Source organism: Tamlana crocina (assembly GCA_040429635.1).
GTDB classification, from domain to species: Bacteria; Bacteroidota; Bacteroidia; order Flavobacteriales; family Flavobacteriaceae; genus Flavisericum; species Flavisericum crocinum.
This window is the reverse complement of the sequence record CP158972.1, coordinates 1,227,159-1,240,803: the sequence shown is the minus strand read 5'-3', so window position 1 is coordinate 1,240,803 and position 13,645 is coordinate 1,227,159. Positions and strand designations below refer to the sequence as shown.

The following is a 13,645-nucleotide window of genomic DNA, read 5'->3' as shown; positions in this document are numbered from 1 at the left end:
TAAAATAAACGCTAAAATTTAAATATTACGCGCGCAATACAGCCACTTGCACACCCAAATTATTATTGTGGCATTTTAATCTGAATTCTTTTGGTTTTTATGGAATTTTGAAGAAATAAAATTGACAAATTATCAATTCAATCGTTTAAGCAGAATAAATTATTTAGGATGTTAACATTTAAACCCCAACATCAATTACTTAAAATAAGCTTTCAATAACCTGTTCTTCGGTTACCCCTTCGGCTTCCGCTTTGTAGTTTTTAATGATTCGATGCCTGAGGATACTTTTGGCAACGGCTTGAACATCTTCCATATCGGGTGAAAACTTACCGTTTATAGCCGCGTGGGTTTTAGCCGCTAAAATGAGGTTTTGTGAAGCTCTCGGCCCTGCTCCCCAATCGATGTAGGTTTTTACAATTTCGGGAGCAGCATCACTATTTGGGCGTGTTTTGCCTACCATGGCTACAGCATATTCAATCACATTATCGGCCACAGGAATGCGACGGATTAAATGTTGAAAATCGATGATTTGCTGTGCCGTAAAAAGCGCTTTCACTTCTACTTTGGTATCGTTGGTGGTCGATTTTACCACCTCAACCTCTTCTTGAAAAGTGGGATATTCCAAATTAATGGCAAACATAAAACGGTCTAACTGCGCTTCCGGCAACGGGTAAGTCCCTTCTTGTTCAATAGGGTTTTGGGTAGCCAACACAAAATAAGGCAATTCCAGTTTGTAATGGTGTCCGGACACAGTTACCGCACGCTCCTGCATGGCTTCCAACAAAGCCGCTTGGGTTTTCGGTGGCGTTCGGTTAATCTCGTCGGCCAAAATAATATTGGAGAAAATAGGGCCTTTTATGAATTTAAAATGGCGGTCTTCATCTAAAATTTCGCTACCTAAAATATCGCTGGGCATTAAATCGGGCGTAAATTGTATGCGCTTAAAATCTAAACCCAACGCTTGCGAAATGGTGTTGACCATCAACGTTTTTGCTAATCCGGGTACGCCAATGAGCAAAGAATGTCCTCCAGAAAAAATGGAAATGAGAATTTGATTGACTACTTCATCTTGCCCAATAATAACTTTGGCTATTTCGTTTTTAAGGCTTTTATATTGTTTTACAAATTGCTCGATGGCAGCGACATCACCCATAAAATTATTGTTTTAACCAGTTATTGGAAAACTCACAATCTCTATACTTTCCACTAATTTTTATGTAAGTATCCATTATTTTTTCTTTTTGCCACTTTTCAATTTCCTTGATTTTCTTTTCTTCAAGAGCCAATTCTTTAATCTTTAAAAAGTCGCGGGCGTAATCGGCTTCGTGCTCATCAATCCTGTCGGTTACCATCAAGATTTTAAAACTCACCTTTCCGGTACGGTCTTCTTCCTTTTGTACCAAACTCACTTCGCCATCCTTTACATTTTGAATTTGGGCATACAGTTCAGGATCCATACGGGTAAGTTCGAAATTATAATCTTGTGTGGTTGGGTTAATCAACTGTCCGCCATCGGCTCGGGTTTCCTTTTCATCACTGGCTTCACGCGCCGCATCGGCAAACGAAATATCCCCATCAACAATACGCTGTCTTACTTTTTCCAATCGTTCCTTGGCTTCTTTAACCGCCTCGTCTGACACCTTTGGCGTTAATAAAATGTGTGCGACATCGTACTCCTGCCCCCTAATTTTTTCCAACATAATAATATGGTAGCCGTAATCGGTTTTAAACGGATCGGACACTTCGCCCTCTTGCAAAGCAAAGGCCACTTGCCTAAATTCCCTTACCATTTTGGGCTGCTTGCGGTTTAGAGTGTACTTGCCCCCGCGGCTCGCAGACCCGGGATCTTCGGAATACAAGATGGCTTTGGAGCGGAAACTTGCCCCATTTTCAACCACATCGGTTTTAAATTGTTTTAAACGGTCGATGATTTTTTGCCTTTCCTCGTCCGAAACTTTGGGCTCGGCTACAATTTGCGCCACTTTCAACTCGGTACCAAACGTTGGTCTTTCGTCTTTAGGAATATTATTGAAAAACGAGCGCACCTCTTCTGGAGTAATTTCAACGCCCTCAACAATTTTGGCCTGCATTTTCGCTGCCAATTGGTTGGCTTTATTGATTTCGAACATTTCGTTACGGAATGTTTTTTCGTCTTCCATATTATAGAATTCCAAAAGACGTTCCATAGAACCGTTGGTCTGTTGCAAAAACTGCTGGATTTGATAATCAACACTTTGGCGGATTTCAGCATCGGAAACAGGAATACTATCCTGAATGGCATGATGCGCATACAACTTTTTTTCAAGCATAAGACCGAACAATTGGCAATCTTCTACGCCTTCAACCGAACCACCGGCAGCTTTTATTTGCTCGCGCTCTTTTTCAACATCCGAATCCAAAACAATGTAATCGCCCACCACAGCGGCAACACCATCTACTTTTTTACCCGTTTGCACGTTGGAAACCGACGCTTTTGTTTCGGCCACAGCCACTTCCTCTTCATCTGCAATAATTTCTTGGGCAGCCAAAACATTAACGGCAAACAAGGTTATTGCGATACAGGCAATATGTTTTAAGTTATTTATAAATTTCAAATTGTTTGTTTTTAACAGCATCTTTCGTAATATCTTTTTCTAATTCCCTAATGAGGTCCAACTTCCTTTTATTGATCACGATCTGGTTTATGGTTGGCCTAACGTATTCCAACGGTGCAGTTTCGTTTCGCAACAGCACATCGTTAATTTGCATCAAATATACTCCTAATGAATCTTTGAGCTGTATAAAATTAGATTTTTTTAACAATTGCTCTTTATTTTCAGGCGTTACCGCCGGAATCTTCCGTATGGCTTGACTGAGCCTTATCCAAACCGAATCTTTAAAGGAGTAGGATTTAAACTGAATGGAAATGGAATCTAAAATACGCTTGTCCCTATCGTTATAGCGTTCGAAACGTTTTTTTACATCCTCATAATTGATCATGTTTTCATCAAGGTTAACGTACCTGAACTTGATGAGTTCTTCGTTCAGTTTAAAAACATCTTTATTGTTTTCGTAATAGCTTTCGGCCTCTTCATCGGGTATCAACGTATCGATATTTTTTTTCACCAAAGCCTCCATATACGCTTTGGTGTACAAATCGTTTTTGTACTGTTCTACCAGTTTGTTGAAGTTGTTCTGTTTTTCTTCACTGAGGTTAAATTTAGCGCCGTCCATCAGCAATTGTTGGGTCGCCCAACGGTTGATGAAATTTTGCACTAAAAGGGTACTATCTTCTGCTGAAGCGCCTTCGGGCACTAGATTTTTTATATCATCCTTAAACAAAAAGCTTTCGTTGACCCGTGCCACGGGTTTGCGCTCGTCCGTTTTCTTTAAATATTCGCAAGAAAACAGCAAAGCCAGCATCGCTATTATGAAAAAACTGCCCCGCACCTATTTGTTGTTAAGTTGTTCTTTTACATTTGCAAGCACCGCTTGGTTTACCTTTACGGGATACTTTTCGGCCAATTCGCTTAGCCATTTTTCTTCTTTATGGTTTTGGTAATCGGCAATGACCAAACCTTTGGCGTCTTCGAAAGATTTTTGACTTTCGGGAAGCACCTCGTTGATTTTTACGATAACGAATCCGCCATTGTGTTTATGAATTTTCGAAATGCCCTTTTTAAATTCCAAATTCTCAGGTAGCGCTTGGTGGTTGGCTTCCATCACTTCGGCAGTAAAAATAACCTCGATCGCATCGTTACTGTTCACCAACGATTTGATGCGCTCAACGGCCATATCCTTCTTCAATAATTTGGCTACTTTTTTTAAGGTTTTTTGTTTCGATGACGATGCTACCACGGCATCAATACGCTCGGGCGATACGTACTTGATTTTGTTCGCCTCGTAGTATTCTTTTATCGCGATGGTATCGGTAGTACCGGCGTTCCAAATGGTGTTTTCCATCAGTTCGAAAAGTAGCAAACCGTCTCTATATTCGGTAACGATATCGGCATATTCTTCGTTTTCGTTTTCCAAATTTTCTTCCTGATAATTCAACAATTGCTGCTCCAAAAACGCTTCGTATTTTTTAACCACCAAGGTTTCAAAAGATTGTTTTGGCGTGGTGTTACGCTGTTGATTTTCCAGGTAATTGGCAAAATCCTGATAGGTTAATTGCTTGTTTCCTATTTTTAAAAATGGCTTTTCACCATCAAGATTTTCAGGCAATTTCCAATTTCTACTGAAATAATCGTCGTTCAAAATGGCCACAAAATATTGTAAATCGGAAGGCGGATTGCCAATGTTATACTTCGCTTTCAATTTATCAATCAAAGCCTCATCAATCAATTTTGAACGGCTATCGCGCTTTACTTTATTTGCCAATTCGGGCTTTAAAGTTTCAAAATCGGGCACAGGCTTCTTATTGATTAATTTTACAATATGCCAACCGAAATCGGTTTTAAAAGGATCTGAAATATCACCTTCGTTTTCCAGACCAAATGCCACATCCTCAAATTCCTTGGCACGCAATTGTCCGCTAGAAAATGGCGCCAGTTCACCCCCTTTTGGCGATGAGTTTCTATCATCTGAAAACTGCTTGGCCAGCGAAGCAAAATCTTCGCCCTGCTCTATTTTTTTATAAATATCATTGATTCTCGTTTCTGGATTTTCGGCCAACGAATCGTTTGGTTTTTCAACCACCATAATATGCGCAACGGTTACTTCGCCTTTCGATGGGCGCTTATCCAACACATTCACTATATGGTAACCAAAACGGGTTCGGAATGGCTGAGAAATATCGCCTACCGGCGTATTGAAAGCCGCATTTTCAAATTTATAAACCATTCTAAACCCAGAAAAATATCCCAACTGCTCGCCAAAAACAGTTTGGCCGTTATGTACTTCGGCACGCACTTTTTCAAAACCTTCCTTTACGGCTCTTTCGCGTAGTTTTATAATTTCATTGTAGGCCGCCAAAGTATCGTTTGGGCTGGCATTTTCATCAACCTTTACCAAAATATGGTTGGCATTTATCTCCTGCGACACACGCTGGTAAGCCTCTTCCACCAAAGCATCGGTTACTTTGCTATCGGTCATGTAACTTTTGGCCAATTGCTTTTTGTAGTTGTTCAATTCCCGTAAATAATTGGCGTTCTCGTTCAGTCCCAAGGTTTTGGCTTCCTTCAACTTTAATTTATAGTTGGTAAACAGCTTTAAATATTCGTCCACATCCTTTTGCGATTCGTCTTGTACCAAATCGAGGTTTTTCTTGTAAACCTTAACGAATTCCGACACATAAACCGGGTTTCCATCAACCGTAAAAAGGGTTTCGCTGTTGCTGGTTTGCCCGTTTACACCAAAAGCCAAAAACGCAAAAAATAAAGTAATAAGATGTTTTAATTTCATGGAATATTTTTTTTCGATGGATACAAAAATACTAATATATACCTATAATACAAGTTGTTTTGTAAACGCCCAAAAATAGCTGTTATTGTTTATTTTAATCTATATTTAGTCTGTAATTTTTACAACGGAAAACATGCGAAAACTGAAACTGATTTGGGATTTTCGTGGTCCCAATGCCCATAAAACGGCACAGCACCACGAGATCCATTTAAAGGAATACATTGCCATTGAAAAACTAAACCTCAACATTACCGGCGTTGAAACCCTTTCTGAACACCACAGCACGGCCTTTTTGGTGGTTGATGAAGACCAAATGAAACCTATTCGTGACGCCCTAAAACCCCACCGTGGACAGGTTTATACGGAAAGTTGAGGCTTGGATTTTTGTTTGTAGAGTTTTTCGGCTATTTTCGTTAACATATAACACCATATCTAAATGAATATGTATGAGGGCTAAATACCGTTATTTTATTTGGTAAACTTTTATCATTAAATATACAAGAACTAACAAAAAGTGAGTAAACGAAAAAAGAAATATATCCCAAAGAAAAAGAACAACCCAGTTGTTTTAAACCTAAGAATTGAGGAATTAAAAAATGAACTTAGGCTACATGGAAAAAATATTGATGCCATATCAAAATCACACGATATACACATCACTATGCTGAGTAATTTTGCTAGACACGATATTAAAAACTCTATTCAAAGTATCGATAGTGTAGTAAGCACAAACACCTCTGATGAAATTACTGACGAACATTTAAACTCAATTAAATTGAATTTAAAAATAATGAGAGAGACAATTGAAAACTTCTCTAAATTAGTTCCTCATAGCGATAAAGACAATTTTTCCTACAGCAGTTTAATAACTGCAGTTGAACTTTTAAATAGAGATAATTTCTATGAAAACAAAATTTCTCTAATTAAAGAAAATAATTTAGAGCAAGAAATCTATTTTAGTTTACCTTTTCAATCAGTTGTGCAAATGACAAATAATATTATAATTAATGCAACAAAAGCACTTTCAAAAATAGACTCAAATAGAAAAATTAAATTTTCAGTTGATAAAGATGAAGACTTTTTAAAAATAAGCATATTTGATAACGGAGAGGAAGTTGAAAAGAAAATAGAAAATAAAATTTTCGATTATGGAATTTCAAATACAGGAGGTTCTGGAATAGGCTTGCACCACGCGAAATACTTATGTGAGCTATATAATGGCTCAATAGAATATTACCCTTTAGAAAATGAAGAGTATCAAAAATATTTTTTAATATCTTTACCCATAATAAATTCAGAAGAATGAAGCGAAGTATTTTAATTATAGATGACGTGAAAGTACAGGCTCAAGGACTAGAAAAAGGTCTTAGAAAAAACCTTTCTTCTGAATATGATTTGAAAAGTGTTTTTGAAGAAGATGATATCATTGAATCTATTGAAAACAGGTATTTCTCATTAGCTATTGTAGATTTAAGAATGGATGGTTTTGTCTTTGATGGTATTGAGTTAATAAATAAAATAATAGAAACCAACCCTTTTGCTAAAATTATTATTGTTTCTGCTTTTAAGGGAGAATATTTACTTCAATTAAAGGATCTTTTCTTAACTGGCAAAATAATTGATGTTCTAGACAAGGAGGATTATGATATATGGATTCCTAAACTCTCTAATATTATTGAGAAATATCATCAAGAATCCTTCAAATCACCCGATGAAATAAATAATGCTCTTTTAGAGTATTATTCAAATGCAAAAAATGAAAGTGACACATATTCAAAAGGTGAAAAATTCGAACATTTTGTTAGTCTTTTATTTCAATCCATAGGGTATAATAGTATTAACAAAAGAGTAATTGACAAATCACTAAATGAAGTTGATCTAATAGTTAGAAACGAAATAGAAGACCCCTTTTTAAATAAATTTGGCAAATATATTTTAATTGAATGCAAAAACAAACCAAAAGACAAAGTTGACAAAAATACTTTCATTGTATTCAGCAGCAAATTGAAGCATACAAATGGTTTAGCTGAACTTGGAATAATTGCAACAACAGGTTACTTAACAAGAAATACTTACTTAGAGGCCATAAGAGAATCAAATGATGTTAGAAAAATAATCTTTATTTCAAATAAAGAATTTCAAAGGCTTATTATGTCAATTAATAAATTAGAAACTTTTAAAGAAATTATAGACGAACAAGTGAAAGACAATTAAATCATTTTACCAAAAACAGCAAATCTCTCTGCACAAGCCCATAATTTTGTAAAAACATGATATAAAAACGTCCATTTTAAGGGCGTTTGTTGTTTTATAAACGCATCACAATTTCGTCGCCTTTACCGTAAAAATCAAAGGGTACAATTGGTCTTTTGTTACAAACATACCGTTTTCGGTTTCGGTTAAATTGGGCAAAACATCATACGGGCTTTCGTTGTATTCGTTTAAATAGTCTATGTGCAGCCCTGCTTCGGTCAATGCATTAATAACTTCACCAAGGCCGTGGTTCCAACCGTATTCTTTACTGGTTATCTCGGCGTTTTCGTCGGCATAAGTACCTTGGTATTCTTCGTAAATGACATCGTTTTGCATATAACCGTATTGCATTTTTGGTGTGTCGCCTTAATAATCGAACATCCAAACTATGGGATGGAATTCGGCCATAAAAAATGTGCCGCCCGTTTTTAAGCGTTCGGCAATCATTTTGCCCCATGGTTTTAAATCGGGCAACCAACCGATAACGCCATAACTGGTAAAAACGATATCGAATTGTTCGGTCACAAATTTTGAGGTATCTAACACGTTACAACATACAAATTGGGCATTTTGTTGCAGTTCGTCATTGAGTTGTTTCGCCAGTTGGATGCCCTCGTCGCTGATATCGACGCCCGTGCAGGTTGCGCCCATTCGGCTCCAACTCAATGTATCTTGACCAAAATGGCATTGCAAATGCAATAGCGATTTTCCGTTAACATTCCCCAAGGCTTCCAGTTCATACCGCATCAATGACGATTTTCCTTGCTTAAAAGCTTCGAGGTTGTACATATCGCTTTGGGCATGCACCTTTACTTTTTGGTTCCAGGTTTGCCTGTTGGTTTCAAAATAATGCTTGTTGGTGCTCATTTAAATGGAATAGTTATCGGTTAAAAATAAGCAAAACCCCATAAAACAACAGTCTATTTCGCAACAAACTCCGCCTCAAAAAGTTCAGAAAAATGTTTGAGTAGTTTGTCTTTTACTTCTGTTTCGTCAACTTCTTTTTTGCCAAGTTCCACGTTTAGCGAAGTCACCGCTTTACCACGAATACCACAAGGAATAATATTATCGAAATAGCCCAAATCGGCATTCACATTAAGCGCAAAACCGTGCATGGTTACCCACCGACTGGCGCGAACGCCCATGGCACATATTTTACGGGCAAAGGGTGTGCCTACATCCAACCAAACACCGGTTTCACCATCGCTGCGCTCGGCTTTTAAACCGTATTCGGCCAAGGTTAAAATAATCATTTCCTCAAGCAAACGCAGGTATTTGTGTATATCGGTAAAAAAATTGTCGAGATCCAAAATAGGATAGCCAACAATTTGCCCGGGCCCGTGGTAAGTAATATCGCCACCGCGGTTTATTTTATAAAAGGTCGCCCCTTTTTCGGTGAGCTGTGATTCATTCAGTAATAAATTGGACAAATCGCCGCTTTTCCCCAAAGTGTACACATGCGGATGCTCAACAAACAAAAAGTAGTTGTTGGTTTCAAAGTCGGTTTCTTCACGCCTATTTTTAATTTTGGCGTCAACAATGCCCTTAAACAGTTGCTCTTGGTAATCCCAAGTTTGTTTGTAATCCTTAAATCCTAAATCCTGCAGTTGAACCTTTTTATTCATAAGCTGCAAAATTACGATTTTATTCTCGCAAAGGCACAAAGGCACAAAGTAATTGAAACGGGATTTTTGTTTAGTATTTCAGAAGAAATTTTTACCCCCTGAAACTAATTTTTTGGGTTATTCAGTATTACAAGTGCGGCAATCACTCCGGGCACCCAGCCGCAAAGCCACAGTAAAAACACGATAATGATGGAGCCACAACCTTTATCTAAAACGGCTAATGGCGGACATATAATTGAAAGCAGAACTCTCCAAAAACTCATATTCTATTTTATTTTGATGATTGATGATATGGCCTATTCGACGGGAAAACCATTCTTTTGTTACAATTTAAGCCGCATAAAGTTTGGCAATGTTGTATGGCGCCCAAAATCTCCTAGTAACTTATGTGCTACTTTTTTGAAAATAACGTAATTTTGCACTCGCTCGAAAAGGGCCAAACTCAAAATTAAAAATTAGCATGCAGCTTTCAGAACAAGAATTAGTAAGAAGAGACAAGTTAAAAAAACTTCGTGAGTTGGGTATCAATCCTTACCCAGCCGATTTATACCCTGTAACCCACACCTCCAAACAGGTTAAGGAACAGTTTGAGGAAGGTAAAAAGGTAGTAGCTGCAGGCCGATTGATGATGGTTCGAGTTCAAGGAAAAGCGAGTTTTGCCCAGTTGCAGGATGGCGAAGGGAAAATTCAAGTGTACTTTAACCGAGACGAGATTTGCCCCGGAGAAGACAAAACCAAATACAACGACGTATTTAAAAAGCTATTGGATTTCGGTGATTTTATTGGCATTGAAGGCGAATTGTTCACTACTAAAGTGGGCGAAAAAACCATTAACGTTAAAGATTTTACCTTATTGAGTAAAGCCTTAAAACCATTACCTGTTCCAAAAGAAAAAGACGGCAAGGTTTACGATGCCTTTACCGACCCCGAGCAACGCTACAGACAGCGCTATGCTGACTTAGTGGTGAATCCACAGGTAAAAAACGTATTTGTAAAGCGCACCAAATTATTTAATGCCATGCGTCAGTTTTTTAACGATGCTGGTTATTTTGAGGTAGAAACTCCCGTTTTGCAGCCTATTCCTGGTGGTGCAGCGGCGCGTCCATTTGTTACGCACCACAATGCTTTGGATGTACCTTTGTACATGCGAATTGCTAACGAACTTTACCTAAAAAGATTGATTGTTGGTGGATTTGAGGGCGTTTATGAATTTTCTAAAAACTTCAGAAACGAAGGGATGGATCGCACCCATAACCCAGAGTTTACTGCCATGGAAATTTATGTAGCCTATAAAGACTACAACTGGATGATGGACTTCTGCGAACGCCTGTTAGAACACTGCGCCACTGCCGTTAACGGCACTACAAAAGTAAAATTTGGTGAACACGACATAGATTTTAAAGCACCTTACGCCCGCGTAACCATGGCCGATTCCATTAAGGAATTTACTGGATTCGATATTACCGGAAAAAGCGAGGCCGAAATACGCCAAGCGGCTATAGATTTAGGTGTTGAAGTTGATAACACCATGGGTAAAGGCAAGTTAATCGATGAGATTTTTGGTGAAAAATGTGAGGGTAACTACATCCAGCCTACTTTTATTACCGACTACCCAAAAGAAATGAGTCCGTTGTGTAAAGAGCACCGCGATAATCCAGAATTGACCGAACGTTTCGAACTGATGGTTTGCGGTAAGGAGATTGCCAATGCATATTCCGAATTGAACGACCCTATCGACCAACGTGAGCGTTTTGAGCACCAATTAAAACTGGCTGCCAAAGGTGACGACGAAGCTACCGAATTTATAGATCACGATTTCTTACGTGCTTTGGAATATGGTATGCCACCAACATCAGGTATGGGTATTGGAATGGATCGTTTAATCATGTTTTTAACCAACAACCAATCTATTCAAGAGGTATTATTCTTCCCGCAAATGCGTCCGGAGAAAAAAGCCGTTGCCGTTAGTGAAGATGCCAAAGCCGTTTTTGAAATTTTGAAAAAAGCTGAAAAACTGGAACTTATCGATTTAAAAACGCAATCGGGACTTTCAAATAAAAAATGGGACAAAACCATTAAAGAGCTCACTAAAAACAATTTAGCCAAAGTTGAAAAGACCGATAATGGATTGTTTGTTGGTGTGATTTAATGTGTTTTAAAATCTACAACCGCATCCAAAAAATGAAAATTTTATTAATTCTAAAAATATTAATAACTTCGATGCAAAACTAACCCTTTAAACGTGGCTTAAATCAAAATGATATTGCACCTCTCTCTAATAATAGCACTAACTAAATGCAATGTTAAGCAAACTTAAAAAAAAAGTTGTTCTATTTCCAATAGCATCTTTCACCATTACGGTGCTCATTGTAATTCTAGTTTGGAACAAAGCTCTAATCAACAGTAACCGGTTAATTGAAGAAAACGTCATTCAAACTGGAAAACTTGTTTTTAAAGAGTTTACCAACATTGTTAAGGCAGATTTTGCACAAATACATAATCTAAAAAATAGGATTGAATTTACCGACGGCATGTATCTGGATCATTGGGAACAAGATGCTAGAATGCTGCTAAAACAAAATCCGTCGTTTAAATTTTTAGAATGGATTGACAGCACCATGGTTATTCGAAAAATCATGCCATTAAAGGGAAATGAAGGGGCTTTAAATTTAGATATTTCTAATATCGGTTACCGTAAAGACGAATGGTTAAGCCACCGATTTACAGACATCCCCAATGTAACGCCATGGTCTGAGCTAACTCAAAGCGGACAAGCTTTTTTAGTTGATTTTTCAGTAAATTTCGACAACACATTTCAAGGCACCATTACTGGCGGCGTAGACTTCACAGAAAAGTTCGATAAGCTAGCTACCAGTTTGGAAGACCAATATGCCATTGAACTTTGGGATCATGAATCGAACCTTTTTTACTCCCTAAATACGCAAGACAAACTCTTAACAGAGAAAAAATTATTTTACGAAGACAGTATTTTAGTTGATTCTTTAGATAACCAAAGTTGGCGTTTAAAAGTAACACCCAGCAATGAACTTTACCTATCAGAAAACAGGCTTATTACCCACATAGCCTTGGGCGTTGGCGTCCTTTTTTGTATTCTAACCAGTTTGCTTATCAATTTTTATTTAAGAGCTCGCGAGGGCACAAAACTCGCTTTGCAGTCTAACGCCATGCTCTTAAACACCAACGAAAAACTCAACAATGAACGGAATCGGGCCGAGAAAGCTTCGAAGGCCAAATCTGAATTCTTGGCCAATATGAGCCACGAAATAAGAACGCCACTGCATGCCGTGCTTGGTTTTATTGAATTGTTAAAAGACAGCAAACTCAACAAAACAGATAGAGAATATTTAGACTTAATGGAAAAATCTTCCAACAACCTGCTAAATATTATCAACGATATTTTAGACATCGAAAAGATAGAGTCGGGCAAAACCGAGTTGGTCGAAACCAATTTCAATCCGCTTGAAAAAATAAAAGAGCTTATTGAAGTTAATCAATTTATTTTTGTCAAGAAGAACCTTTACCTCAAATCAAATTTTAAAAATGTTCGCGGACTAAATGTTATTGGAGATGAAAGCAAGTTCATCCAAGTAATAAACAACATTGTTAAAAACGGCTTAAAGTTTACAAACACTGGTGGTGTAACCGTAAATTATAGCGAAGACCTAGTAGGTGAAAACGAATTACGTGTACATGTTACCATAAAAGATACTGGTATTGGCATACCAAAAGACCGCTTAAAAACTATTTTCGACAGGTTTACCCAAGTGGAAAACGGCGTGAAAAAACAGTATGAAGGCAGCGGCTTAGGCTTGGCTATCTGTAAGGTTTTAATCAATATGATGGGCGGTAAAATAAAAGTAAAAAGCACCCCAAACAAAGGCACAAAGTTTAAATTCAATATGTTGTTTAAACTGGCCGACAAGCAGCATGTTGAAAAACAAATACCCGTAAACCAAAAGGTAGATTACTCTAACTTAAGCGTATTGATTGTTGACGATAACAACCTGAATATTATTGTTCTCAAAAAATTCCTTGAGGATTTGGGCATTACACCAGATGCTGCAAAAAACGGTCAACTAGCCTTAGAGAAATTTCAAGAAAAACCTTATCATCTTATTTTTATGGATATCCATATGCCTGTGATGGATGGCTGGGAAGCCACCCGCGAAATAAGAAAACAAGACGAGGACGTAATTATTTTTGGGCTATCAGCCAATGTCACCACGGAGGCAATAGACCAGGCTCTTGAAAGTGGCATGAACAATTACCTGTCGAAACCCTTTAAAAAAGAACACCTATACAAACTACTGCATTTTCATTTTTGTCTACAATTAAAAGATTAAAAACCAATTGCCCATTGG

At 37.7% G+C, this 13,645-nt stretch carries 11 protein-coding genes and 1 pseudogene; 5 read left to right on the top strand and 7 right to left on the bottom strand.

Features of this window, described 5'->3' with window-relative positions; translation table 11 throughout:
- Window positions 1–199 precede the first annotated feature (199 nt).
- The 4 genes from ABI125_05610 to ABI125_05595 are packed head-to-tail and all read right to left on the bottom strand — an operon-like array spanning window position 200 to window position 5,385.
- A complete protein-coding gene (locus ABI125_05610) occupies window positions 200–1,153 on the bottom strand; it encodes a MoxR family ATPase (protein ID XCF07332.1) in 954 nt (317 codons plus the stop codon).
- 4 nt (window positions 1,154–1,157) lie between these two features.
- Window positions 1,158–2,615: a peptidylprolyl isomerase gene (locus ABI125_05605; GenBank protein XCF07331.1), complete on the bottom strand. Its 1,458-nt coding sequence runs from the start codon at window positions 2,613–2,615 to the stop codon at window positions 1,158–1,160.
- Window positions 2,578–3,429: a peptidyl-prolyl cis-trans isomerase gene (locus tag ABI125_05600; protein XCF07330.1), complete on the bottom strand. Its 852-nt coding sequence runs from the start codon at window positions 3,427–3,429 to the stop codon at window positions 2,578–2,580. The genes ABI125_05605 and ABI125_05600 overlap by 38 nt, the downstream gene beginning before the upstream one ends.
- The gene (locus tag ABI125_05595; GenBank protein ID XCF07329.1) at window positions 3,430–5,385 is read right to left on the bottom strand and encodes a peptidylprolyl isomerase; all 1,956 of its coding nucleotides are present in this window, start codon (window positions 5,383–5,385) and stop codon (window positions 3,430–3,432) included.
- Window positions 5,386–5,518: 133 nt separating this feature from the next.
- Between ABI125_05595 and ABI125_05590 the strand changes: the two genes are divergently transcribed.
- From ABI125_05590 to ABI125_05580, 3 genes are all read left to right on the top strand, one after another.
- Window positions 5,519–5,758: a hypothetical protein gene (locus tag ABI125_05590; GenBank protein XCF07328.1), complete on the top strand. Its 240-nt coding sequence runs from the start codon at window positions 5,519–5,521 to the stop codon at window positions 5,756–5,758.
- A 141-nt stretch (window positions 5,759–5,899) separates the two neighbouring features.
- The gene (locus tag ABI125_05585) at window positions 5,900–6,691 is read left to right on the top strand and encodes an ATP-binding protein (GenBank protein ID XCF07327.1); all 792 of its coding nucleotides are present in this window, start codon (window positions 5,900–5,902) and stop codon (window positions 6,689–6,691) included.
- Window positions 6,688–7,599, top strand: coding sequence for a response regulator (locus tag ABI125_05580; GenBank protein ID XCF07326.1), 912 nt, complete (start codon window positions 6,688–6,690; stop codon window positions 7,597–7,599). The genes ABI125_05585 and ABI125_05580 overlap by 4 nt, the downstream gene beginning before the upstream one ends.
- Window positions 7,600–7,704: 105 nt before the next feature.
- On the opposite strand, the pseudogene ABI125_05575 reads toward ABI125_05580, so the two are convergent.
- From ABI125_05575 to ABI125_05565, 3 genes and pseudogenes are all read right to left on the bottom strand, one after another.
- Window positions 7,705–8,505 (bottom strand): annotated as a pseudogene (locus tag ABI125_05575) (class I SAM-dependent methyltransferase).
- A 53-nt stretch (window positions 8,506–8,558) separates the two neighbouring features.
- On the bottom strand, window positions 8,559–9,263 hold the full coding sequence (lipB, locus tag ABI125_05570; protein XCF07325.1) for a lipoyl(octanoyl) transferase LipB: 705 nt from the start codon (window positions 9,261–9,263) through the stop codon (window positions 8,559–8,561).
- A gap of 104 nt (window positions 9,264–9,367) precedes the next feature.
- Complete coding sequence (locus ABI125_05565) at window positions 9,368–9,526, bottom strand: YqaE/Pmp3 family membrane protein (GenBank protein XCF07324.1); 159 nt, start codon at window positions 9,524–9,526, stop codon at window positions 9,368–9,370.
- Window positions 9,527–9,723: 197 nt separating this feature from the next.
- Here ABI125_05565 and lysS point away from each other — a divergent pair, with 197 nt between their 5' ends.
- Window positions 9,724–11,412 (top strand): lysine--tRNA ligase, encoded by a 1,689-nt coding sequence (gene lysS, locus ABI125_05560; protein ID XCF07323.1) that lies wholly within the window; start codon window positions 9,724–9,726, stop codon window positions 11,410–11,412.
- A gap of 151 nt (window positions 11,413–11,563) precedes the next feature.
- Window positions 11,564–13,627 (top strand): response regulator, encoded by a 2,064-nt coding sequence (locus ABI125_05555; protein ID XCF07322.1) that lies wholly within the window; start codon window positions 11,564–11,566, stop codon window positions 13,625–13,627.
- Window positions 13,628–13,645 lie beyond the last annotated feature (18 nt).

Coding starts and splice junctions, on each gene's coding strand:
- ABI125_05610 (XCF07332.1), bottom strand. CDS start 1,153: ATGGGTGATGTCGCTGCCATCGAGCAATTTGTAAAACAATATAAAAGC.
- ABI125_05605 (XCF07331.1), bottom strand. CDS start 2,615: ATGCTGTTAAAAACAAACAATTTGAAATTTATAAATAACTTAAAACAT.
- ABI125_05595 (XCF07329.1), bottom strand. CDS start 5,385: ATGAAATTAAAACATCTTATTACTTTATTTTTTGCGTTTTTGGCTTTT.
- ABI125_05590 (XCF07328.1), top strand. CDS start 5,519: ATGCGAAAACTGAAACTGATTTGGGATTTTCGTGGTCCCAATGCCCAT.
- ABI125_05580 (XCF07326.1), top strand. CDS start 6,688: ATGAAGCGAAGTATTTTAATTATAGATGACGTGAAAGTACAGGCTCAA.
- lipB (XCF07325.1), bottom strand. CDS start 9,263: ATGAATAAAAAGGTTCAACTGCAGGATTTAGGATTTAAGGATTACAAA.
- ABI125_05565 (XCF07324.1), bottom strand. CDS start 9,526: ATGAGTTTTTGGAGAGTTCTGCTTTCAATTATATGTCCGCCATTAGCC.
- lysS (XCF07323.1), top strand. CDS start 9,724: ATGCAGCTTTCAGAACAAGAATTAGTAAGAAGAGACAAGTTAAAAAAA.
- ABI125_05555 (XCF07322.1), top strand. CDS start 11,564: ATGTTAAGCAAACTTAAAAAAAAAGTTGTTCTATTTCCAATAGCATCT.